We start from the raw sequence: 21,798 nt of genomic DNA on the forward strand, positions 1-21,798 counted from the left end.
GAAAATATATCTGCTTTTAAAACAAATTAAATGCACAAAAAAGCCAGCAATTAATGCTGGCTCTTATGTGTAGCGTATTTAGCTAATATTAGCTGTTTTTATAATGCTTTAGTGCATCATCTTCAGCAACGGCTTTACCGTATTTGCTAATGTAGCCTTTAAACTCACTTTTACTGATGCGCTTATCATTGTTGCCATCCATGTAACCAAAATGGTTTGAAATATCATCATCGTCAGCTTCTTCTACTGAGATGTAACCATTTTTGTCGTTATCTAAACTTCTAAAATCATTTTCGATTTTATCAAATTTAGCTATTTTAGCTTTAAATGCCGACTCACTTACTTCGCTGTCAGTCGCTACCTTACCGGTATTTAACTGCATGTAAGTGTTAAATTCTTTACGACTGATCTCGTTATCCATATTGGTATCAATATTTGAAAAGTGGCCCCAGATGCTATCGTCATCTGCTTCTACTTTTGAAATATAACCATCACTGTCGTTATCTAAACTTGCAAAATCGCTATCGATTTTTTCAAGGCCTTGGTTTGAGGCACAAGCGGCTAAACTTAACGAAGCTAAAATAGTTGTTGCGAGTGTTAACTTTTTCATAAGACGTATCCTTGTAGTTAGTAAATGTCACTTTAACTAATACAAGTCCAATGCCAAAGTGCACAAGCCGCCAACAATCAATAAGTTACGTGTATTTAGCTTATTTTATATACATTAATCAATTACTTAGCTTTGCAATGATTGCTGCATACCTTGTAATTTTTGCAAAAAAATACCCAGTACAAACTGGGCATTATTTTAATCTACATGTTACCGCGCAATTAGATTGCTGCGTTTTGGTAACGCTTTACAAATTCAGTTACGTTTTGTCCGTTACACTTTAATGAGTTTAAGTTACCAATTTTTTGGCGAACAGGCGCAAGGCCTTGCTTTAACGCTGTGATACATAACTGTGTTTCTTGGTGTGCATCTTTTGCAAACACTTCAACTTTTGATTCAGCAGCTTGGTTAGACGTTACTTTTTTAGCAATGTCGCGAATATCTTGACCATTACATAAAACACTTTTAGAAAAACGCGATAGGTATACACCGTGTTGTGCTGCTTCTTTACGCGCTGCGCTAAAGCCTTCATTTGCACTTAATACACATAATTTAGATTCAAGTTTATTATCTTGGCTAAAGTAAGTGTTGCTTTTTGCTGATACAGACGCAGAGGCTAATAAAGCAGTAGCTAAAAGTAATTGTGTTTTCATGAGAGAGATCCTATTTGAACGACTAAACAAGTAATTTTTGCGCATTATATATTCAACAATCACGAGAGCAATTGAATTTTTTATTTATTTAAATAATTAATAAAGAATTTACAATGTTTAAACTTTACGCACCAATTGATCAACATTTGCGCAGCTATTTTCTCATTTCGATCATGTTATGTAGGCTTATTTACTGATACAATTTAGTTATAAAAACAGAGTCTAATTAAAGGTAAATTTTATGAAGGTTATTTCTTTTAATATCAATGGTCTGCGAGCTCGCTTACACCAGTTACAAGCAATTATAGATAAACACCAGCCAGACATTATTGGTTTGCAAGAAATTAAAGTTCATGATGAGGCGTTCCCTCTCGAGGACGTACAAAAAATGGGTTACCACGTTTATTTTCATGGTCAAAAAGCGCACTACGGTGTGGCAATGTTATGCAAAAATGAGCCTAAATCGGTCTTAAAAGGTTTTGCCAGCGACACTGAAGAAGCACAAAAACGCATGATAAGTGTGACAGTTGAGCAAGAAAATGGCCGCGACCTAACAGTAATGAATGGTTATTTCCCACAAGGCGATAATATAAATCACGAAACAAAATTCCCTTATAAGCGCCAGTTTTACAAAGATTTAATGACCCATTTAGAAACAAACCACACGCCCGATGAAGACGTTATCGTTATGGGCGATATCAATATTTCGCCCACCGACTTAGATATTGGTATTGGTGAAGTAAACGCTAAACGCTGGCTTAAAACAGGTAAGTGCTCGTTTCAACCAGAGGAGCGCGAATGGCTTGCTAAATTATTAAATTGGGGCTTTAAAGATACCTTCAGAGAGCAAAACCCTGAAACAAGCGACAAATACTCGTGGTTTGATTATCGCTCTAAAGGGTTTGTAGATAATCGTGGCCTACGCATTGATGTTGTACTTGCTACCCATGCCCTTGCCGAGCGCTGTATTGATACCGGCATAGATTACGAATTACGCGGCATAGAAAAGCCCTCTGACCATGCGCCAATTTGGTCAACCTTTAAATAATTGCTATGTTAACGCTTAAAATGCAAGGGCTACTTTGGGCCCTTGTTTTAATTATTACCTTTATAAGCGTAGAAAAAAATACCTATAAAGCACTTTATAAAACGCCTGCACGGCAAATAGGGGTACTTGCGTGTGCCTTAGTATTTGCCATGTTATGGCAAATTAAAGCGGGTATTTTAAGCGGTCTTGATTTACACATTTTAGGTGTAACTGCCGCAACGCTAATTTTAGGGTGGCGCCTTGCTATTTTAAGTAGCCTACTGGCCAGTGCCCTATTGGCAGCTTTTGCAAACATTGATCTTAATCTTTTGCCCATGCAAATACTGTTTGGTGCATTTATTCCTACATTATTAAGCTACCTTGGCTTTATAATGAGTTATCAGTATTTACCGCGTCACTTTTTTGTTTATATTTTTGTATGCTCTTTTATATTGGCAGGCTTTATTGCATGTCTAAAAATAAGCTTAGGGGCTTTGTTTTATTTGCTTATAGGGCAATATAATTGGCAAGAATTGGCAGATAATTACGTATACCTAAGTGCTATCATTTGGTTTCCTGAGGCAATGCTTAACGGTATGGCCATTACGCTTTTGATCACTTACCGGCCACACTGGGTCAAAACTTTTTATGATAAGGACTACCTAGACTCATGAGTCTGCAATACCAATGCCCTTTATGTAACCACGCACTTTTAAAACATAATTCATCACTTCGATGTGACAATAATCACACCTTCGACTTTGCCAAAGAAGGCTATGTAAATTTACTACCGGTGCAACACAAAAACTCAAAGCAACCGGGTGATTCGCTCGAAATGGTACAAGCAAGGCGTGCTTTTTTAGAGCAAGGCTTTTACGCATTTTTACAGCGCGCATTAAGTAATATAATTAGTGAGCGCAAACCAAACGTGCTAATAGATTTAGGCTGCGGCGAAGGATTTTATACTCATGCCATTGCCGATAAAATAGAGGCGCAGGTATACGGCGTCGATATTTCTAAATCAGCCGTAAAATATGCAGCAAAGCGATACCCACAATGTCATTTTAGCGTTGCATCAATTAGCCAAGCGCCTTTTAAGTCAGGCACTGCTGACGTATTACTTAGTGTTTTTGCGCCTTTGTTTGAGCAAGAGCTGGCGCGTTTAGCAGCGCCAAATGCCACATTAGTAGTTGCAAGCCCAGGGCCGTGGCATTTAAAAGAGCTTAAAGAATATATTTATGCAGATGTAGCAAAACACACTGAAATTGACACGCCAAGCGGCTTTATAAAAGCAGATCAAAAGCTCATTACAGAGCAGGTTACGCTTAATTTTTCAGATATTAAAAATTTGATAATGATGACACCGTTTGCGTGGAAATTTAGACCTGAACATTGGCAAACTCTTGAAGAAAAAGGCGCCCAAAGCGTCACCCTATCGTTTTACATTACCGAGTTTAGTAAAGCCGATTGATGTTTTAATAACGAGTGTTTGTGAGGAAGTTACTGCCCGGCTATATTGAGTTAGCTCATATGCCAGAGGGAGTGCTTAAATAAATGGAGCAAAGCGTGCGCTCTGCTCATACACTTATAGATAAACGCGCTCTAAAATTGTTCTTTAGTAAACGCTTTATCCATTTTATCAAACATGTCTTTTAATAAGTGTGCAAGTTCCATATAACGGGGCTTGTTTTCGCTTATTTGGGCTTGGTAGCCATTTGCCACCATTTTGGTATATAACTCGTTGTACCATTTTTGCATGCTAGGTTCTAATGGTGTTTCGGCTCGCTTACCTAACCAAAACAAGCCTTGCAACGGCAACGACAAAAAAAACAATGCACTGGCAATCGCTTGCGGTAAAAAATCGGGGCCTAAATAGTTAAGCTGAAAAAATAAAGTAAGCATGGCTAATATTGGCATTACAGTAATTGCCAGCTCGGTTGCCTTAATTACTTTAAATTCGTTAAACAACGGTGCTAACTCTTTACGCATAGGCCATTTTTTTGCATATACCCTACCCGTTTGTAATTGTGACATCACACTTTTTTGCATCATGACTCCTCACATCTAAACTTTTAAACCCGTAGCGCCTGCTTGCCACTGCCTGTAAGTGTAACACAAATAAATAGCTTCACACTTTAGCAGTAAAAGTTATTGTTTTTGTATATATAAGCAACTAAACACTAAACTAAATTTGTTAACTGGGTTAAAATACGCATCTTATAAATTAGACTTTAGTCGCTTTTTTATCACCTATATGGTGGCTAAGTTTACCTTTAATTTGTACCTTAAGTGTATTGTTCATATCTTAACGTACACTTACTAAATTTATTGTTTATGGAAACTGTATCTATGCCAACTACGCCCTCTAAATCACAACACGTTTTAGTATTAAACTGTGGTAGTTCGAGTTTAAAATTTGCCATTATTGATGCTGATAACGGGCATGAAATTATTTCGGGCTTAGCTGAACGCCTAGGTTCAGAAAATCCATCTATTAAATATAAATACCAAGGTGATAAAACCGTTATCACCTTAGCTGCTAATCAAGCGCATGGTGAAGCCATTAATACGCTTGTGAGCCTAATTAAAGATCACCACTTAGATGAGCATTTAATTGCCGTAGGCCATCGTGTTGTTCACGGTGGTGAGCACTTTACTCAATCTGCATTAGTAGATGAAAAAGTCATTGCGGGTATTTCAGATGCTTCAAGCCTTGCCCCTTTACATGGCCATGCAAACTTACTGGGTATTTCATCAGCGCAGGCTTCGTTTGCTGGTTTGCCACAGGTTGCTGTTTTTGACACTGCATTTCATCAAACCATGGATAAAGTAGCCTACTTATATGCACTCCCTTACAAGCTATACACAGAGCACGGTGTTCGCCGTTACGGTATGCACGGCACAAGCCACTATTATGTAGCAGGCCAAACCGCTAAATTAATTAATAAGCCTGTTGAGCAAAGTAATTTTATTAGTGCGCATTTAGGTAATGGTTGTTCTGTGTGTGCAATTAAAGGCGGTAAAAGTGTAGATACTAGCATGGGCTTAACCCCGCTTGCTGGGTTAGTAATGGGCACCCGCAGCGGTGATATCGACCCTGGTTTATTTAACTTTTTAACAACACAACTTAATTACGATGCAAAACAAATCGACAACTTACTTAATAAAGAAAGTGGTTTGTTAGGTATTAGTGAACTGTCTAACGACTGCAGAACCATAGAAGAAGCTGCTGTAGCTGGCCATGAAAAAGCCGCCCTTGCACTTGACATTTTTTGCTACCGCCTTGCTAAACAAATTGCCGCCTACATGGTGCCATTACAGCAGTTAGATGCGCTTATTTTTACCGGTGGTATAGGCGAAAACTCAGATATTATCCGCGAAAAAGTAATTACACAACTGGCGTTTTTAGGCTTAGATTGCGATAAACAAGCCAACTTAGATGCGCGATTTGGTAATGAAGGCATTATTAGCTCTGACAACGCGACCACTAAAGCGGTTGTAATGCCAACTAATGAAGAATGGGTAATTGCCCTTGATGCCGCTAACATTGTGAAGGAGCTTTAATTATGGCACGTCGTATTATGTTAATACCGGTTTCTACGGGTGTTGGTTTAACATCTGTTTCTGTCGGGTTAGTGCGTGCGCTTGAGCAAAAAACCGTGAAAGTTAACTTTTTCAAGCCAATTGCCCAACCACGTACGGGTGAAACAGGCCCTGAAAAGTCGACTCAAATTATTATGCAAGGCTCATCAATTACCCCACCAACTCCCTTTGCATTAAGCTATGCAGAGCAAATGATTGGCGATGGTAAAGGCGATGACTTACTTGAAGAAATAGTAGAGCGCTTTGAAAGTAAAATTAACGATGACGAAGTGGCTATTATTGAAGGTATGGTGCCTACTCGCCGCCAACCTTATGCAGGGCGTGTAAACCGCGAAATAGCCCAAACTCTGGGTGCCGATATTGTATTTGTATTAACCCCTGGTAATTACACCATTACGCAAATTGAAGACCGTTTAGAAATTGCTGCTGGGTATTATGGTGGCATTGATCACCCGCGTGTTTTAGGCTGTATTTTTAACAAAGTGAATGCCCCGCTTGATGAAGAAGGCCGCGCCCGCGCTGATTTGGTCGATTCATACAAAGCAGAAGAGCTCGATAACGAATTAAACCGTTTAGCTTCTTTACCTATTTTTAGAAAAAACCCATTTATGCTGTTAGGCGCCATCCCGTGGGACTTTGATTTAGTTGCGCCGCGCGTTAAAGATTTAAGCGCGTATTTAAAAGCCACCATTATTAACGAAGGCGACATGCTACACCGTCGCTTACGCCGTATTACGTTTTGTGCGCGTACCGTATCAAACATTTTGAACCACTTTACACCGGGCGCATTATTAGTCACCCCAGGCGACCGTTCAGATATTTTAGTCGCTGCGTGTTTGTCCGCCATGAACGGCACTAAAATTGGTGCTATTTTACTTACCGGTGGCTTTGAACCAGAGCCGCGTATAATGGCGCTGTGTGAACAAGCAATGCAAACAGGCTTGCCTATTTTAGCCACAGAGGCCGATACTTGGCGTACATCATTACTACTGCATAATTTTAATATGGAAGTACCAAGCGATGATGACCAACGTATTGAAAAAGTAAAAGATCACAACGCAGAATATATCGATTCTGATTGGCTTGATACGCTTGCAAAAAATGTTGGCAAAACACGTAAGCTCTCACCTCCTGCGTTTCGTTATTTACTTACAGATAAAGCCCGTAAAGCTGCTAAAACAGTGGTACTTCCTGAAGGAAATGAGCCGCGTACTATTAAAGCCGCGGCTATTTGTGGACAACGTGGTATTGCAAAAACAGTATTACTTGGCGAACGCGATGAAATCATGCGTATTGCCGAGCAACAAGGTATTGAGCTTAACGAACATGTAAGTATTGTTGAGCCAAAATCGGTGATTAACGACTATGTTGCACCTATGGTCGAAATTCGTAAAAGCAAAGGCTTAACAGAAGTCGTAGCACAAGAGCAATTACAAGATAATGTTGTACTGGGCACTATGATGCTTGAGCAAGGTAAAGTCGATGGCTTAGTATCTGGCGCAGTTAACACAACAGCTAATACAATTCGCCCACCGCTGCAGTTAATTAAAACCGCTCCAGGGTCATCACTTGTATCGTCTGTGTTTTTTATGCTGCTGCCCGACCAAGTACTAGTATATGGCGATTGTGCAATTAACCCTGACCCTAATGCAGAACAATTAGCAGATATCGCTATTCAGTCAGCTGATTCTGCAGCTGCGTTTGGCATAGAGCCACGTGTTGCCATGATAAGCTACAGCACTGGTACTTCTGGCTCTGGCGCCGATGTTGAAAAAGTGCGTGAAGCCACGCAAATTGCTCAACAAAAACGTCCAGATTTAATTATTGATGGGCCATTGCAATACGACGCTGCGATTATGGAAAATGTTGCTCTTAAAAAAGCACCAAATAGCCCAGTAGCCGGTAAAGCTACGGTATTTATTTTCCCAGACCTTAATACCGGTAACACAACCTACAAAGCCGTACAGCGTAGTGCCGATTTAATCAGCATAGGGCCTATGTTACAAGGTATGCGAAAGCCCGTTAACGATCTAAGCCGTGGCGCATTAGTCGATGACATAGTGTACACCATTGCACTTACGGCTATTCAAGCAGCTCAAGTTGAAGCGCTCGAAAACGCCTAAATCAAACTAGTGCTTTTTATAGCCTAGCTAATATTTACTTATTAATTAGTTAGTTAGGCTATTTATACCTACCAATTCCCATACTTATCCACAGAAATTGTGGGTAAGTTATAAATCCTTATTACCCACAGTCACACAGCCTTTATTTTAGTGACTGTTACACCTTTAATTTAAAGCCAATAATCTATACTATTAACTGACTTTATACGCTGTTTGCAGGTTATTAATGTCAAAACAAACATTACAATTACACAGCACGCTGTTGTCAATTCATAGTCTAGAAGTGGATGCGGACATTCCTGTAGCGCTATTAAAATTACCCCTATTTTTTATTTCTAAAACTCATGATGAGCTTTCTATTGTTTGCCCTAGTCATTTTGCTATTGAGTGTTTAGATACAGAGCCTGATTGGCAAGCACTTGAAGTGGTTGGCCCGTTGGGGTTTTCTTTAACGGGGATTATGGCCAATATATCTGGCGTGCTTGCAAAGGCTAATATTTCTATTTTTTCTATCTCAACCTACGACACAGATTATATTTTGGTAAAAAAACACACTGCGCAGCAAGCCATCACTGCACTTAAAAACGATGGCTACAATTTAGTAGTAGATCAATAAATGAGAGCAGCATCTATCGAGTTTTTAGCGCAAAATAAGCTCCCCGCCAGCGCATTAAAAATTACCAGTCCCTTTAGCGGCAAAGTCATTGATTTGAACCTGCACCCTGAGCCCTTTTTTAAATTTTCTACCCTTGGGCCAACTATGTTGGTTGCACTAAGTAATCATAAAATTTTAGCGCCCTTTGATGGCACTTTAGTGCAGGTTAAAAATGCAGGATGTGAATTTATTCTCCAAGCAAATAACGGTTTAAAGGTTCTCATTAACTTGTCACTACCGGCGCAGCAGCCTATTACACACACACATATTGCACAGCTAAATGGCAGCAAAATAAGTAAAGGGCAGCGCTTAGCTTACTTTGATTTACGCGAACTTAAATCGCCCTTACTAGCCAGCTTGGTGCTATTAAATGGCCATAATTTAGGCACTTTTCATTATTCACACACGCAAGTAAATGCGGGTGTAGACCCCCTTTTAACTATTATTAAGAAGAACTAAACCTATGATCACTCTTTACGGCATTAGTAATTGCGACACCATTAAAAAAGCCAAAAAATACCTCGCCGACAACAACATAGATTTTACCTTTCACGATTACCGAAAAGACGGTGTAAACGAGCAGCTTGTAAGCGAATTTGCTGAGCATATTGACTGGGAGCAATTAGTTAATAAGCGTGGCACAACCTATCGCGCACTCTGTGATGAGCAAAAGCAAAACCTAAGCAAAGACACTGCTATAACATTACTTGTAGAGCAACCAGCTATGATCAAGCGCCCAGTGCTTGTTAATGACAACAGCTACCACTTAGGCTTTAAAGCTGCGCAATACGATGAGATATTTAAATAATGACACATGAAGTAATTGCACTTGCACAAGCGCTTATTCAGCGCGAGTCGGTAACCCCTCAAGATGCGGGTTGCCAATCAATGATGAACGAGCGTTTAAAAGCCCTAGGCTTTAATATTGAGTCGTTATTTTTTACCGATACACTCAATACATGGGCCCGAAAAGGAAACGAGTCGCCACACTTTTGTTTTGCAGGTCATACCGATGTAGTCCCTACAGGACCTGCACAAAACTGGCAGCACCCGCCATTTTCAGGCTTAATTGAAGATGGTTTGCTGCATGGCCGAGGCGCAGCTGATATGAAGGGCTCTCTGGCGGCAATGCTTGTTGCTACTGAGCGCTTTGTGGCTAAAAACCCTGATCACAAAGGCTCTATCTCATTTTTAATTACCTCCGATGAAGAAGGCCCCTTTATCAACGGCACAACCAAAGTAATAGACACGCTTGAAGCACGCGGCGAAAAAATTGATATGTGCTTAGTGGGTGAGCCTTCATCGCGAGATGTACTCGGTGATGTAGTGAAAAATGGCCGTCGAGGCTCCCTTACTGGCTTTTTAAAAGTAAAAGGTGTGCAAGGGCATGTAGCCTACCCCCACTTAGCACAAAACCCAATTCATTTGGCTGCCCCCGCCATTACTGAACTTAGCCAAACCGTGTGGGACAACGGCAATGAATTTTTCCCTGCAACCAGCTTCCAGGTATCAAATATAAATGGTGGCACGGGGGCCGGTAATGTAATACCGGGCGAGCTTGAGGTGCAATTTAATTTTAGATTTAGTACCGAAGTAACTCATCAGCAACTTCAAGAACGGGTTAATGCTATTTTACAAACGCATAACTTAAACTACGATTTAAGCTGGATAGTAAATGGCTTGCCGTTTATAACCGAGCATGGCCCATTAGTCGATGCCACCGTAAATGCGATTAAATCTGTCACGGGCTTAACCACTAACCTCGAAACCACCGGGGGTACGTCAGATGGGCGCTTTATAGCGCAAACAGGCGCTAAAGTGATTGAACTAGGCCCGCGCAACGCCACTATTCATAAAGTAGATGAATGTGTAAGCACCGATGATTTAATCGCTTTAGCTGATATTTACGAGCAAATTTTAGAGCAATTGTTAACCTAATGGCACTCGATACCAATACATTAGCAATGTGTATCACTGGACAAAGTGATACACACCTCACTGAGATTCAATCGCATCGGTTACATACTGATATTATTGATGACTTTTTAGCCCTGCAAAATGGCGCTAAAAATGCTGGTTTTGAGTTGACTATTGCCTCAAGTTTTCGCGATTTTAATCGCCAAGCTATGATTTGGAATAACAAGTTTTTAGGTATACGCCCTGTTTTTAATAAACAGCAACAGATAGTGGATTTAAGCCAACTAAATGAGCTGGAAAAATGCACGGCTATTATGCTCTACTCTGCCTTGCCAGGTGCTAGTCGGCATCATTTAGGTACCGACCTTGATGTGTATGATACCGCTGCAATTAACGATGACTATAAGCTGCAACTTACCCCTGATGAATATCAACATGGGGGACCATTTGCGCCACTCAGCCAGTGGCTTGATAAAAATCTAGCTAAATATGGTTTTTATCGCCCCTACAAACAGGATTTAGGCGGCGTAGCACCTGAACTTTGGCATATTAGCCATATTAAGCAATCTCAGCGGTTAGTAAACGCATTGAGCGAAGCGATGCTTTACGAATGTATAAGCAACAGCGATTTAGAGGGTAAGTCAGCTATTTTAGATAATTTACCCGCGCTATATAAACGTTTTATAACAAATGTAAGCCCGCCTTAATAGCGTGCTTTTATTCACTTTAAAAGGCATCAGTACTGATAAAACGTGGCAACTTTTATTTGCATTACCGCGCTGTATGCTTATTTAATATAAACACCAATACCGAGCCAAGTATTAGTGAGCTTGCAATAATAAACTCCACTGTTACCTGCTCAGATAAAAACAACATACCTGCAATAGTAGCTAGTACAGGCACACATAACTGTACAACCGCCGCTTGCGTGCTTTTTAGTAGCGGCATGGCCACATACCAAATACTGTAACCAATGCCTGATGCAATGGCGCCCGAGGCGCATGCTAGTAACACCCCTTGCATACTTACTGTTTTTAAATAGCCTATTGCTACAAGTAATAAAACAGGAATAGCCACTAAGCTTCTTATAAAGTTAAAGGCGGTGGTCCGCAGCGGCGATACACATGCTTTACCACGTATACTGTAAACGCCCCATGCAACACCACTTAACGCCATAAGCGATGCCCCTAACAAAGAAGGCACAGCGGCAGAGGGCAACATTAAATACACAAATCCAGCTAACGCGACAAAAAAAGCCCCCCACTGCAATTTACTCAGCTGCTCTTTTTTATATATGCCCCAACCAATCATGGTAAGTTGCACCGCTGAAAATAAAATAAGCGCACCGGTGCCTGTATCTAGCTCTATATAAGCAATAGAAAAACAAAGTGCATATACCAATAAACTAATACTGCTTTGCCAACTTCCGGTATCACTTAAAATAGCATTATTAAGCGCGCCCTTACGCTTAAGGTTATACGTATATACAGCCATAATTAAGCCTAAACACACGGCACCACTTACGAGCCTGATAATTGTAAAATTCCACGCATCAATATAACCTTGCGCTAACGCCATACGGCAAAGTAAAGAATTTGCCGCAAAGGCTATTAATGCAACGAGGGTGTATAAAGTGGCTTTCAAAATCGCTCCTTAACTAAAACCTTATAATGAGATGCTTTAAATTGGCTTGCACAGTCAGCTCTGTATTTAAACAGCTGAGCCATTTAAATGTAAAGCGGCATTGTTGTAATTACTCTAATCTTATTCGCAGCATTATAACTTTATATACTGCTAAATTGCTGGAATTACGCGTCTACCCTCTGGTATTCACAAGCTATTCATGATGATTTGCCTACCTTAAATACACGTAATTTAACTAACGCGCGCTGACCTTAGGGAGAATAACTTTCAATCTTCACAGTCTATATGCCCTAAAGTAGGCTACGCTTTTTTACACTATTTCACACAAATCCAAAACCAGAGTATGTTAATCTTTAAAACCTAACTATATAGGAGTGCTCAGTGCGCCAAAGTATAATTTTAAGTGTTTGTTTTATATTAAGTGGATGCAGCACCATAGGCTTTAATGATTTATTTAACGACTATGCAAGCCAAATGACGTCTGTAAGAAACGCAATTAAAAATAACAATATTGAACAGGCTCAATCACTTATTGCCAACAATAGTAAGTTACACAGTAGCTATTTACTTAACCAATTAGAGCAAGCCCGTTTAAAATACCTTGCTAACGAGCAAAGTCTTTCACAGCAACAATTTGAAAACGTATACGCCCAGGTACAAACAAAACAAGAAGCAGCAAAAATTCAATTAAGTGCAGGGCTTGAACAAAGTAACGCCTTATTTACTAACGACTCTGCCATTACCTATGTACCACCGGCATATGAAATGAGCATGCTACATAGCTACAAAGCACTTAATTATGTATACAACAGTGATTTAGAAGGCGCCTTGGTTGAAATACGTCGCGCTAACAAAGTACAAGTCGATGCGCTTGCAGATAATCAAACACAAATAAACGACACAATAGAGCAAGCACAACAGCATTACCCAAGTATGAGTAATGTGACACGCGGTATTAAAAATGGTTTTCAAAATGCCTTTACGTTTTATTTGTCTGCGCTGTTGTACCAAAGTGATAAACAATACGATGATGCCTACATTGATTATAAAAAAGCATTAGAGATTCAACCTGATAATCACTACTTACAGCAAGATGTAATGCGATTAGCTAAAAAGCAAGGTTTTAACCAAGATTTAGAAGAGTTTGAGCGCCGCTTTAGCCCATTAAAGCCCCTTCGGGCTAATCACGGTGAAGTCGTTATATTGGTTGAACAAGGCTTAGTGCCTAAACAAGATGAGTTTAAATTACGCTTGCCTATTTATACCTCAGGTGGCGATGCACGTTTTTACAGTTTAGCAATGCCAGTTTATAAAGATAATGCGTTTATAGCTAATATTAATGGCGTAAATATAGGTTCGCAAAATTTAGAGCTCAACCCGTTAGTGCATATAGAAGCATTAGCGGCTAAAACATTAGAGCAACAAATACCGGCTCGCGTATCTAGGCAAATATTACGCTTAGTAGCCAAAGAAAAAGTGCGCGCAGAGCTTGCACGTAGCACAGGCGATGTAGGCAATATTATTGCTAATATTTATAATTTGGCGTCTGAACAGGCTGATACACGCAGTTGGCTTACTTTACCTAATCAAATAAGCATGGCTCGTAGCAGTTTAAATGCAGGGTCGCAGACACTTTTAATAGGCAACCATGCGCCTATTAATTTTACCGTTAGTAAGCAAGGGTTAACCTTAATTTACCTAACCTCTATTAATAACTATTTTAACTACCATGTGGTTCAACTCTAGGAGTCATCATGAAAAATACTTTGCCATTAGTGGCTGCATTAATGCTTGGGGCATGTGCAAGCCAACCTGATACATCAGGCATTTCGGTTGAGCAAAGCAAAAATACATTTAACGAGCAGTTACATGTTGATAATCCTGCTCTAGGTGAAAAGCTTGCCATTACCGATGTTAAAACACGCCAAACAAACCAGTTAACCGACGTGGTAGTAACACTAAGCAGCCAATATAAAAAGTCGCAATATTTACAGTATCAGTTTAATTGGTACGACAAAGACGGGTTTGTAATTAAAGGAAACCACTCACCTTGGCAAGCCTTAACACTGTTTGGTTTTTCTAAAACACAATTACCCGGCTTAGCGCCAACACCGGATGCGGTTACATTTTCGCTCGCTGTAAGAGAAGTGTCTACCGACGCACAAGAATTTAAAGAATAAGGGTTATAAAGATGATCACTACACAATTTAAAACGTTATCGAGTTATGCAGTTATTGGCCTCAGCGCCCTCATTTTAAGCGGGTGTGCCAATAAAGCCGTAGTTAGTTATGGCGACGCGCAAGCAGTAGAAACCACCGATATAAACTTTGGCTCTACCGATTTACAAAAAGTAGCCAGCCAAATGACCGACTCACTACTTAGCTCGCCGGTTATTGGCACAATGACCCAAAACAAACGCCCTGTGGTATTTGTTGAGCGCATTAAAAATAAAACCAGTGAACACATAGACACTGAATCTATTACCGACTCAATCTCTACGCAACTATTGCGCAGCGGTAAGTTTCGTTTTGTTGACATGACCCGTGTTGAATCAGTACGTGAGCAGCTTAACTTTCAAAACGAAGATGCCCTTGTAAACCCTGCCACCGCAGTTGCCTTTGGTAAACAAATTGGTGCGCAATACATGTTGTACGGCAACTTATCGAGCATTGTTAAATCAAATGCTGATAAATCAGATGTGTATTACAAATTTACAATGCGCTTAATGGATATGCAAAGCGGCCTAGTCGAGTGGGCAGACGAAACTGAAATTCGTAAAACGAAAGAAAAATCGACATTTGGTTGGTAATAATACCAATTAGCTAAATTAACTGATCTATTTTGAGGCGGAATAAACGCGTTGATTACTAGGGAAAAATTGCTATTTATTTGTTTTAAATGAGAATTTTTAACGCCGGTAGTGACACGTTTAGCCGCAAAATGATTAAGTATTTTTCGCATTGGTATACATTTCCACGCAAAGGCAAAAATATTGCCTTTGCGTAACACCAATAGGAGACACCTATGAAAGCCTTAACTATAGCAATGTGTGCATTGCTTACACTCAGTGCACCAAGTTTTGCTAACTATGAGCGAAACAAAGCCGTGCCTGTACAACAGGTTTTATTTGGCGATGTAAAATCTGTACGTAAAATTACCGAACAAGAGCTTGTGCAAGACAAAAACAATGGCTGGAAAACCTTTGGCGGCGCCCTACTCGGGGGGGTTGTCGGTAATCAATTTGGTGGTGGGAGCGGTCGTACCGTCGCTACTATTTTAGGCTCAGTCATTGGCGGAAGCGTGGCGCATAATAATCAGCAAAAAAGCTATTATAAGCAAACACACCTAGTAGAGTTATTGATTCAGGTAGAAAACGGCGATCAATACATGGTGGTACAAGACCAAGACCAGTCAATGCGCTTTAGTAAAGGTGATAACGTACGGTTGGTCTATTTAAGTGATAATACCGTAAGAGTTGACCGCGCGTACTAACAGCCCGTATCAGCATTATCGCGTAAATAAAAAACGAGCTATTTAAGCTCGTTTTTTATTTTACAGCGCATTAGTTGGAATTAACTAAACTTGGCGATAGTCTTTAAAAAAGCGCTGCATTTTAAGCATCGCACTCGATAAATCGTCTTTGTTAGGTAAAAACACTAACCTAAAGTGATCAGGCTCTGGCCAATTAAATGCACGCCCATGCACTAATAATATTTTTTCTGCTTTTAGTAAATCAAACATCATTTTTTCATCATCAGTGACATTAAAATGAGCCGTATCTACCTTAGCAAACGCGTAAAGCGCCCCCTTTGGCTTTTTACAGCTTATCCCTTCAATAGCATTAAGCCCACGCCAAGCAATATCGCGCTGAACATATAATCGCCCGCCTGGGTCGATTAAGCTATCTATTGATTGCACGCCCCCTAGCGCTTGTTGTATCGCATACTGGGCGGGTACATTGGCACACAAACGCATAGACGATAAAATATCTAGCCCTTTGCGTAAATCTTCCATTGCTGAGGTGCGCCCGCTTAGTACCATCCAGCCCATTCGAATACCTGCCGCACGGTAGGTTTTAGCTAAGCCATTAAAGGTAATAATGGGCACATCATCGCATAGCGCACCAATTGAGGTGTGAGTGATGCCATCGTATAAAATCTTTTCGTAAATTTCATCGCTAAGCAATAACAGCTTATGCTCGCGCGCCACATTAATTAACTCTAAAAGTAAATCGTCACTATAAACCGCGCCGGTTGGGTTATTAGGGTTAATTAGTACAAGCGCTTTTGTTTTAGATGTAATTTTACTTTTTATATCAGCAATATCTGGAAACCAGTCTTGCTCTTCATCACATAAATAATGAACAGGGTTGCCCCCTGCTAATTTAACTGACGCGGTCCACAGTGGGTAATCAGGCGCTGGAATAAGCACTTCATCATCGTTATTTAATAACGCTTGGGTGATCATTTGAATAAGCTCGCTCACCCCATTACCAATATAAATATTATCTACATCTAGGTTATGCAAACCTCGTTGCTGGTAATGCTGATAAACCGCTACACGGGCTGAATATAGCCCCTTTGAGTCGCAGTAGCCTTGGGCCGAATACAAATTACGAATAATATCGCGGTGCATGTCCTCCGGCATATCAAAACCAAACGCCGCAGGGTTACCAATATTAAGCTTTAGTACCTTTTGACCTTCGTCTTCCATTTTTTTGGCTTGCGCTAAAACCGGTCCACGAATGTCATAACATACACCTTCTAATTTGTGACTCTTTTTAATATCTGACATTTTTACCTCTTTGGGGCGAACTGGCTTTATGGAAAAAATAATTAACTAGGAGTGGGTTTGTTCAATGCGAGGGTTATAACCTAACGGGCTCGGTAAAATTGTGTAACTACCCAAGGTGGCCCTTGGGCAATGCGTGATCAAATTTATTATCGAGAGGCCAAACACGCCCTAGTAAAGTCTAAGACTACCCTAGTAAAGGCGTAAAATGCCAGCGTAATTAGTTGCTTAATACTGAAATAAATTCACGTTAACAAATAAAGTTAATTAGACTCTACCCACGCTCTTAATTGGGCTTGCGAACCACTTACTTGCGCCAATAAATCTGTAGATGCAGTAACAGCTTGCGCTAAGTTATCTTGATTGAGATTAAGTTCAATATCACGGGCTACATCAGATAAACTCGTGGCACCAAACTGTGCCGCGTTCGACTTTAAACTATGGGCATGACGAATCGCCGCTTCTTTATCGTTACCAATGGTTGCAATTACTTCATTACCAAGGCGCTCAAATTCACTGCAGCAAAATTCAAGTGTATCTTTAAACTGCTCACCAAGTAACGACTGCATACTTTCTAGAGCAGCCTCATCTATTTGTACTTCTGTCATATTTTAAGCCCTTCTAAACATTCCGTGTCATTTTATAATTAATAGTATTACTGTATATCTATGCGTAAAAAAATCCAACTTTATTACTTTATAAATGTATAATTATCAAAATACACTCGCAATAAAAAGTTTAATTAATGACTCGCCAAGTTTGTGAACGCTGTTTGTTTACGCCCTCTACCTGTATATGCGGGGCCATTAAACGTTTAACAAATAAAGTTAGCGTGGTTATTCTACAACACCCCAGTGAAGAAAAAATAGCGAAAAACACGGCAAAATTGCTTAATTTGAGCCTAACTGACTGCAAAATAATCAAAGGGGAAAATAACACCGACTTTGCCATGCTCAACTCTTTACCTTTGGATTCCACTGTACTGCTCTACCCTAATGAGCACGCCACCTACTTAGATGATACAAACCCAAAGCCAGCCTTAAGTAACATTACGCATTTAATCGTGATTGATGGCACCTGGAAAAAAGCCTATAAAATTTTGCAGCTGACCCCGCTACTCACTAAATTTAAAACAGTGAGCTTTAAGCAGTTACCGCAAAACCGTTACGCTATTAGAAAAGCTCCCAGAGCCGACAGTCTCTCTACGCTTGAGGCCGTTGCACATAGTTTGTTGTTAATAGAGCAGCTAAACCCTGCTCCACTTTACAATTTATTAGACGAATTAATACAAAAACAAACCCAACACATGCCCGAACACGTAAAAGCACGTTACTTAAATTAGCCACAATTAAATGTAAATGCGTAATTACCTAAACAGATTAAAACGCGGATTCACTCGTAAAGGGCCAGACTACCGCTTTGACGACCAAGTTGACTTTAGTGATATTAGAGACACCTTTGGCTTTAGATCTATGGTTGTAGGAAAATGGGTAACCAAAGAAGAGCATTTTATTAGTGCAAACTTAATTTACGATGCCCTCGCCGACCTTGCTCAAATATTACATTTACCGCCCAAAGCTATTGGCCTGCGCGGCAAACTAAATTTTGCCTTTGGGCATGGCGGTCAAAAAGGCGTCCAAGCGCATTATAACGCAGCTTCACAAACCCTTGCTTTAGCAAAAAACGCCGGCGGTGGCGCATTGGCTCACGAATGGTTTCATGCCTTTGATCACCATATAAGCGAGCATTTATTTAATGCAAAACCTCGCTTTGGGTTTGCCTCAAAGCTGTGGCTTTCAAACACGCCAAATTTATCGCACCCACTTAATAGTGCGCTAAACGATTTTTACAAAAACGTGTTTTTAGATTTAAATGGGGAAGATGCGAATGAATTTGTACAAACGTGCATAAAACACGACCAAGCGCATGACTTGAACTACATGAGTATGCCTGAGGAGTTAGCAGCGCGCTGCTTTGAAGCCTGCATAGATGCCCACAGCACGATACAAAATAGTTTTTTGGTTAGTGGCTTAAAAAGCAGTAACTTGATATACCCAAATGCTCAGCATGTTAATAAAGCAAATAAAGCCCTTAATAAGTATTTTGAACTACTAGGTTATGCACTTCATAAATCTCAATAAGCCACAAACTACCTTGTAAACTTTAATTACGTGAAAAATCTTATATTTAATCTATCCTATCCTAAAGCATTAATAATTTTAAATTAAGTAGCAATTAAATGGTAAATACTGATTTTACAAATAAAAAGCATGGCGCTATCTCTTTTATTTATATTGTTCCCTTAACTGTAATTGCAATTTTATCTATCTGTATTCACTTTATGCTTGATGAAGTAATAGACGCGCAAACCGATACTGGAAAACTCGTAAATGTAAGTGGCCAACAAAGAATGCTTTCGCAACGGGTGAGCATGTTTACTTTAGAGTACTTAATGTATGGCTCGCAGGATTCTAAATTACTGGCCATTAATGCTTTAAACTCTTTAAAAAATAATCATAAATACTTATTAAGTGAGCATTATGGGGCGCAAGTATTAGGCGATGAAAGCCCGCTATCTAAGGAGTTGTTAGCAATGTATTTTAAAGAGCCTATTAATGTCGATAAAAAATTAAGTATGTTTTCAGATAGAGTTGAAGAAGTACTAAAGTTAAAAACACAAACACTTAATTTAGATACAGCGCAAGAAAGCTTTTTTTCTTTAGCAAAAGAGCCACTTTTAAAAGCGTTTAATACGGTAGTTATGCAGTACGAAAAAGAGAGTGTTGACAGGGTTAAAAGGCTACACACTATTCAAGGCATTGTAATTATAGTTATTTTATTATCTATATTAGTCGAGTTTTTACTCGTTTATAAAGCCAGAAATAAAAAACACATTTAATATCAGTTTACGCAATAATGCACATTGGTATAAATTATTAAGCGTTTAAGCTAGCAAAAAAAGCCATTTAAACGCTTAATAGATTTATATTGTTATAGGTTATCGTCGCTAATACGGCTTGCTACAGCACTGCTTTGATCTTTATATTTTGCGTCTTTACGAATGTTATAAGGCTTTTCGCAGGGGCCTGAAAGCATTTCAAAGCTCATTGCACCAATTTTCATCATTGGGCGCAGCGCCAGTGGCAACTTACCTGAATTGTAAAATTCTAAAACAATATTACCACTCCAACCTGGGTCGATTCTGTGCGCTGTTACATGCACCATTAAACCTAAGCGGGCAAGCGACGAACGACCATCTAACCAGCCTACTATGTCGGCAGGAAGTGTTACTTTTTCATGGGTAATGGCCAATGCCAGCTCACCTGGGTGTAAAAAGAAAGCTTCGCCGTCGGCAAGCTCAATCTCTTCACTCATGATTGATTCCATAGCCTTATTTAACTGATCTTTAGGGCCACTTAAATCTACGTACGCTGCGTTATGTGCGTTAAAGGTTCTAAATTTGTTCCCTAAGCGCAAGTCGGCTGTCACACCCGAAATCATTTCATTAGTCGGCGCAGGCTCAATCACTATGCGGCCATCGCTTAAATATTCTTTTATATGGGTATCTGAGAGTCTCATTTTTTCTTAGTCCTGCGTTATCACTATCTCAACACTGTGTTGGTGCTGCTGATAAAAAAGCGTGCTGGCAATCAATCTTGCCGCTGCGCTGTATGTGTTGCTAATAGCCGCGCTGGTATCGCTGGCGATTAATTTACCTTGCTCTGAGTATTCACGAATATCTATGGCAAGTGGAATATGGCTTAACACCGGTACGCCGTGTTTATGAGCAAGTTTTTCTGCGCCATCTTTGCCAAACACATGGTTGGATTCACCGCAGTGGCTACAAATGTAGTGACTCATATTTTCTATAAGCCCAAGCACAGGTACGTTTACTTTATTAAACATTGCAATGCCTTTTTGCGCATCGGCAAGGGCTAAATCTTGTGGCGTAGTCACAATAACAGTGCCGCTGGCAGGCACTTTTTGGCTCATTGTTAGCTGTATATCGCCCGTACCCGGTGGCATATCAACGATTAAGTAATCTAGTTCGCCCCAATCAGTTTCGTTTAATAATTGGTTGAGCGCTCCCGATGCCATTGGCCCTCGCCATACCGTTGCATCATCACTTGGCACTAAAAAGCCGATTGATTGCGCTTTAATGCCGTTGGCATCAAATGGTTGAAGCAGTTTGTTATCTTTGGTTTGCGGCTCTGCGCCTACAAGCCCCAATAACATAGGAATAGATGGCCCATAAATATCAGCATCTAAAATCCCTACTTTTGCGCCTTCGCTTTTAAGCGCCCCGGCTAAATTTACAGCAGTAGTTGATTTTCCTACCCCCCCTTTACCTGAGGCAATCAGCACAATGTGTTTAATGGCTTTAAATTTTGCAGGCTCTTTTATACTCACCACAGAGTCTATGGTAACCGGTGTATTTATATTTTCACTTACGTGCTGCTCAACTAATGGCATTTCTGATTGAGCCGCAAATGGCAGCGTTATTTTAATGTGTATTGATTTATCGTCATTTTGCGAAATGGTATCAATAAAACTTTCATCAATACCTACGGAAAATGCCGCGCTTCGATACGCCGCTAAGGCAGTAATAATCGGTTGTTTTTGCACCGATTTAGAGGAGAATAGTTTCGACAGTCCAAACATAGCAATTAAATAGCGTTTCTTTGATGAAAAGTGCCACAGAATTATGTAACATTCAGGGCATTAACACCAGTCAATTAACAAAAATCCATAAGCTGCGCGTACCGTTAGTCCAA

The 21,798-nt window shown here is 40.1% G+C and carries 25 protein-coding genes; 17 read left to right on the forward strand and 8 right to left on the reverse strand.

Features of this window, described 5'->3' with window-relative positions; translation table 11 throughout:
• Positions 1 to 88: 88 nt before the first annotated feature.
• Both NQT65_RS03320 and NQT65_RS03325 read right to left on the reverse strand, forming a co-directional pair.
• Positions 89 to 610, reverse strand: coding sequence for an EF-hand domain-containing protein (locus NQT65_RS03320; protein WP_256850502.1), 522 nt, complete (start codon positions 608 to 610; stop codon positions 89 to 91).
• Between the two features lie 221 nt (positions 611 to 831).
• On the reverse strand, positions 832 to 1,263 hold the full coding sequence (locus NQT65_RS03325; RefSeq protein WP_004587783.1) for a hypothetical protein: 432 nt from the start codon (positions 1,261 to 1,263) through the stop codon (positions 832 to 834).
• 241 nt (positions 1,264 to 1,504) lie between these two features.
• Between NQT65_RS03325 and xthA the strand changes: the two genes are divergently transcribed.
• Genes xthA through NQT65_RS03340 form a run of 3 tightly spaced genes read left to right on the forward strand, consistent with a single transcriptional unit; the run spans position 1,505 to position 3,761 of the window.
• Entirely contained in the window at positions 1,505 to 2,311 is an 807-nt protein-coding gene (gene xthA / locus NQT65_RS03330; RefSeq protein ID WP_248530949.1) for an exodeoxyribonuclease III, read from the forward strand.
• 5 nt (positions 2,312 to 2,316) lie between these two features.
• Positions 2,317 to 2,964, forward strand: coding sequence for an energy-coupling factor ABC transporter permease (locus tag NQT65_RS03335; protein ID WP_024034028.1), 648 nt, complete (start codon positions 2,317 to 2,319; stop codon positions 2,962 to 2,964).
• On the forward strand, positions 2,961 to 3,761 hold the full coding sequence (locus NQT65_RS03340) for a putative RNA methyltransferase (RefSeq protein ID WP_029772082.1): 801 nt from the start codon (positions 2,961 to 2,963) through the stop codon (positions 3,759 to 3,761). The genes NQT65_RS03335 and NQT65_RS03340 overlap by 4 nt, the downstream gene beginning before the upstream one ends.
• A gap of 131 nt (positions 3,762 to 3,892) precedes the next feature.
• On the opposite strand, the gene yfbV is transcribed toward NQT65_RS03340, so the two are convergent.
• On the reverse strand, positions 3,893 to 4,339 hold the full coding sequence (gene yfbV / locus NQT65_RS03345; RefSeq protein ID WP_004587779.1) for a terminus macrodomain insulation protein YfbV: 447 nt from the start codon (positions 4,337 to 4,339) through the stop codon (positions 3,893 to 3,895).
• 300 nt (positions 4,340 to 4,639) lie between these two features.
• Here yfbV and NQT65_RS03350 point away from each other — a divergent pair, with 300 nt between their 5' ends.
• From NQT65_RS03350 to NQT65_RS03380, 7 genes are all read left to right on the forward strand, one after another.
• Positions 4,640 to 5,854: an acetate kinase gene (locus NQT65_RS03350; RefSeq protein WP_126008737.1), complete on the forward strand. Its 1,215-nt coding sequence runs from the start codon at positions 4,640 to 4,642 to the stop codon at positions 5,852 to 5,854.
• Between the two features lie 2 nt (positions 5,855 to 5,856).
• A complete protein-coding gene (gene pta / locus NQT65_RS03355) occupies positions 5,857 to 8,016 on the forward strand; it encodes a phosphate acetyltransferase (protein ID WP_256850503.1) in 2,160 nt (719 codons plus the stop codon).
• A 226-nt stretch (positions 8,017 to 8,242) separates the two neighbouring features.
• Complete coding sequence (locus NQT65_RS03360) at positions 8,243 to 8,632, forward strand: ACT domain-containing protein (protein ID WP_004587776.1); 390 nt, start codon at positions 8,243 to 8,245, stop codon at positions 8,630 to 8,632.
• Positions 8,633 to 9,130: a PTS glucose transporter subunit IIA gene (locus NQT65_RS03365; protein WP_004587775.1), complete on the forward strand. Its 498-nt coding sequence runs from the start codon at positions 8,633 to 8,635 to the stop codon at positions 9,128 to 9,130.
• 4 nt (positions 9,131 to 9,134) lie between these two features.
• A complete protein-coding gene (locus tag NQT65_RS03370) occupies positions 9,135 to 9,479 on the forward strand; it encodes an ArsC family reductase (RefSeq protein ID WP_055019375.1) in 345 nt (114 codons plus the stop codon).
• A complete protein-coding gene (gene dapE, locus NQT65_RS03375) occupies positions 9,479 to 10,609 on the forward strand; it encodes a succinyl-diaminopimelate desuccinylase (RefSeq protein ID WP_256850504.1) in 1,131 nt (376 codons plus the stop codon). The genes NQT65_RS03370 and dapE overlap by 1 nt, the downstream gene beginning before the upstream one ends.
• The gene (locus NQT65_RS03380; RefSeq protein ID WP_256850505.1) at positions 10,609 to 11,295 is read left to right on the forward strand and encodes a M15 family metallopeptidase; all 687 of its coding nucleotides are present in this window, start codon (positions 10,609 to 10,611) and stop codon (positions 11,293 to 11,295) included. The genes dapE and NQT65_RS03380 overlap by 1 nt, the downstream gene beginning before the upstream one ends.
• A 64-nt stretch (positions 11,296 to 11,359) precedes the next feature.
• Here NQT65_RS03380 and NQT65_RS03385 read toward each other — a convergent pair whose 3' ends face one another.
• Positions 11,360 to 12,232, reverse strand: a complete 873-nt coding sequence (locus NQT65_RS03385; RefSeq protein WP_256850506.1) for a DMT family transporter — start codon at positions 12,230 to 12,232, stop codon at positions 11,360 to 11,362.
• 381 nt (positions 12,233 to 12,613) lie between these two features.
• Here NQT65_RS03385 and NQT65_RS03390 point away from each other — a divergent pair, with 381 nt between their 5' ends.
• The 4 genes from NQT65_RS03390 (at position 12,614) to NQT65_RS03405 (ending at position 15,724) form a co-directional block, all read left to right on the forward strand.
• Entirely contained in the window at positions 12,614 to 13,978 is a 1,365-nt protein-coding gene (locus NQT65_RS03390; protein ID WP_256850507.1) for a COG3014 family protein, read from the forward strand.
• An 8-nt stretch (positions 13,979 to 13,986) separates the two neighbouring features.
• Complete coding sequence (locus tag NQT65_RS03395; RefSeq protein WP_256850508.1) at positions 13,987 to 14,412, forward strand: YcfL family putative periplasmic lipoprotein; 426 nt, start codon at positions 13,987 to 13,989, stop codon at positions 14,410 to 14,412.
• A gap of 11 nt (positions 14,413 to 14,423) precedes the next feature.
• Positions 14,424 to 15,041 (forward strand): penicillin-binding protein activator LpoB, encoded by a 618-nt coding sequence (gene lpoB / locus NQT65_RS03400; RefSeq protein ID WP_024032666.1) that lies wholly within the window; start codon positions 14,424 to 14,426, stop codon positions 15,039 to 15,041.
• Positions 15,042 to 15,256: 215 nt separating this feature from the next.
• Positions 15,257 to 15,724 (forward strand): outer membrane lipoprotein, encoded by a 468-nt coding sequence (locus NQT65_RS03405; protein ID WP_004587767.1) that lies wholly within the window; start codon positions 15,257 to 15,259, stop codon positions 15,722 to 15,724.
• 84 nt (positions 15,725 to 15,808) lie between these two features.
• On the opposite strand, the gene NQT65_RS03410 is transcribed toward NQT65_RS03405, so the two are convergent.
• Together NQT65_RS03410 and NQT65_RS03415 are read right to left on the reverse strand one after the other, a co-directional pair.
• Positions 15,809 to 17,026, reverse strand: coding sequence for a pyridoxal phosphate-dependent aminotransferase (locus NQT65_RS03410; protein WP_004587766.1), 1,218 nt, complete (start codon positions 17,024 to 17,026; stop codon positions 15,809 to 15,811).
• 260 nt (positions 17,027 to 17,286) lie between these two features.
• Complete coding sequence (locus NQT65_RS03415; RefSeq protein ID WP_004587765.1) at positions 17,287 to 17,631, reverse strand: Hpt domain-containing protein; 345 nt, start codon at positions 17,629 to 17,631, stop codon at positions 17,287 to 17,289.
• A gap of 137 nt (positions 17,632 to 17,768) precedes the next feature.
• Here NQT65_RS03415 and NQT65_RS03420 point away from each other — a divergent pair, with 137 nt between their 5' ends.
• From NQT65_RS03420 to NQT65_RS03430, 3 genes are all read left to right on the forward strand, one after another.
• Positions 17,769 to 18,365: a tRNA-uridine aminocarboxypropyltransferase gene (locus NQT65_RS03420; RefSeq protein ID WP_256845918.1), complete on the forward strand. Its 597-nt coding sequence runs from the start codon at positions 17,769 to 17,771 to the stop codon at positions 18,363 to 18,365.
• A gap of 16 nt (positions 18,366 to 18,381) precedes the next feature.
• Positions 18,382 to 19,164, forward strand: coding sequence for a CLCA_X family protein (locus NQT65_RS03425; RefSeq protein ID WP_256850509.1), 783 nt, complete (start codon positions 18,382 to 18,384; stop codon positions 19,162 to 19,164).
• A gap of 98 nt (positions 19,165 to 19,262) precedes the next feature.
• Complete coding sequence (locus NQT65_RS03430) at positions 19,263 to 19,922, forward strand: type IV pili methyl-accepting chemotaxis transducer N-terminal domain-containing protein (protein WP_256850510.1); 660 nt, start codon at positions 19,263 to 19,265, stop codon at positions 19,920 to 19,922.
• A 92-nt stretch (positions 19,923 to 20,014) separates the two neighbouring features.
• Here the strand turns inward: NQT65_RS03430 and dcd are convergent, their stop codons facing one another.
• Positions 20,015 to 20,602 (reverse strand): dCTP deaminase, encoded by a 588-nt coding sequence (dcd, locus tag NQT65_RS03435; protein WP_256850511.1) that lies wholly within the window; start codon positions 20,600 to 20,602, stop codon positions 20,015 to 20,017.
• Positions 20,603 to 20,608: 6 nt separating this feature from the next.
• Positions 20,609 to 21,685, reverse strand: coding sequence for an iron-sulfur cluster carrier protein ApbC (gene apbC / locus NQT65_RS03440; protein ID WP_256850512.1), 1,077 nt, complete (start codon positions 21,683 to 21,685; stop codon positions 20,609 to 20,611).
• Positions 21,686 to 21,798: the final 113 nt, after the last annotated feature.

The organism is Pseudoalteromonas agarivorans, from assembly GCF_024518735.1.
GTDB lineage: Bacteria > Pseudomonadota > Gammaproteobacteria > Enterobacterales > Alteromonadaceae > Pseudoalteromonas > Pseudoalteromonas atlantica.

What these genes read in the sequence shown, in the direction of transcription:
- NQT65_RS03340 (WP_029772082.1), top strand. Translation starts at nt 2,961, where the DNA reads ATGAGTCTGCAATACCAATGCCCTTTATGTAACCACGCACTTTTAAAA.
- NQT65_RS03420 (WP_256845918.1), top strand. Translation starts at nt 17,769, where the DNA reads ATGACTCGCCAAGTTTGTGAACGCTGTTTGTTTACGCCCTCTACCTGT.
- NQT65_RS03410 (WP_004587766.1), bottom strand. Translation starts at nt 17,026, where the DNA reads ATGTCAGATATTAAAAAGAGTCACAAATTAGAAGGTGTATGTTATGAC.
- NQT65_RS03430 (WP_256850510.1), top strand. Translation starts at nt 19,263, where the DNA reads ATGGTAAATACTGATTTTACAAATAAAAAGCATGGCGCTATCTCTTTT.
- NQT65_RS03320 (WP_256850502.1), bottom strand. Translation starts at nt 610, where the DNA reads ATGAAAAAGTTAACACTCGCAACAACTATTTTAGCTTCGTTAAGTTTA.
- NQT65_RS03380 (WP_256850505.1), top strand. Translation starts at nt 10,609, where the DNA reads ATGGCACTCGATACCAATACATTAGCAATGTGTATCACTGGACAAAGT.
- lpoB (WP_024032666.1), top strand. Translation starts at nt 14,424, where the DNA reads ATGATCACTACACAATTTAAAACGTTATCGAGTTATGCAGTTATTGGC.
- dapE (WP_256850504.1), top strand. Translation starts at nt 9,479, where the DNA reads ATGACACATGAAGTAATTGCACTTGCACAAGCGCTTATTCAGCGCGAG.
- yfbV (WP_004587779.1), bottom strand. Translation starts at nt 4,339, where the DNA reads ATGCAAAAAAGTGTGATGTCACAATTACAAACGGGTAGGGTATATGCA.
- dcd (WP_256850511.1), bottom strand. Translation starts at nt 20,602, where the DNA reads ATGAGACTCTCAGATACCCATATAAAAGAATATTTAAGCGATGGCCGC.
- NQT65_RS03395 (WP_256850508.1), top strand. Translation starts at nt 13,987, where the DNA reads ATGAAAAATACTTTGCCATTAGTGGCTGCATTAATGCTTGGGGCATGT.
- apbC (WP_256850512.1), bottom strand. Translation starts at nt 21,685, where the DNA reads ATGTTTGGACTGTCGAAACTATTCTCCTCTAAATCGGTGCAAAAACAA.
- NQT65_RS03365 (WP_004587775.1), top strand. Translation starts at nt 8,633, where the DNA reads ATGAGAGCAGCATCTATCGAGTTTTTAGCGCAAAATAAGCTCCCCGCC.
- NQT65_RS03335 (WP_024034028.1), top strand. Translation starts at nt 2,317, where the DNA reads ATGTTAACGCTTAAAATGCAAGGGCTACTTTGGGCCCTTGTTTTAATT.
- pta (WP_256850503.1), top strand. Translation starts at nt 5,857, where the DNA reads ATGGCACGTCGTATTATGTTAATACCGGTTTCTACGGGTGTTGGTTTA.
- NQT65_RS03350 (WP_126008737.1), top strand. Translation starts at nt 4,640, where the DNA reads ATGCCAACTACGCCCTCTAAATCACAACACGTTTTAGTATTAAACTGT.
- NQT65_RS03360 (WP_004587776.1), top strand. Translation starts at nt 8,243, where the DNA reads ATGTCAAAACAAACATTACAATTACACAGCACGCTGTTGTCAATTCAT.
- NQT65_RS03405 (WP_004587767.1), top strand. Translation starts at nt 15,257, where the DNA reads ATGAAAGCCTTAACTATAGCAATGTGTGCATTGCTTACACTCAGTGCA.
- xthA (WP_248530949.1), top strand. Translation starts at nt 1,505, where the DNA reads ATGAAGGTTATTTCTTTTAATATCAATGGTCTGCGAGCTCGCTTACAC.
- NQT65_RS03370 (WP_055019375.1), top strand. Translation starts at nt 9,135, where the DNA reads ATGATCACTCTTTACGGCATTAGTAATTGCGACACCATTAAAAAAGCC.
- NQT65_RS03415 (WP_004587765.1), bottom strand. Translation starts at nt 17,631, where the DNA reads ATGACAGAAGTACAAATAGATGAGGCTGCTCTAGAAAGTATGCAGTCG.
- NQT65_RS03325 (WP_004587783.1), bottom strand. Translation starts at nt 1,263, where the DNA reads ATGAAAACACAATTACTTTTAGCTACTGCTTTATTAGCCTCTGCGTCT.
- NQT65_RS03425 (WP_256850509.1), top strand. Translation starts at nt 18,382, where the DNA reads ATGCGTAATTACCTAAACAGATTAAAACGCGGATTCACTCGTAAAGGG.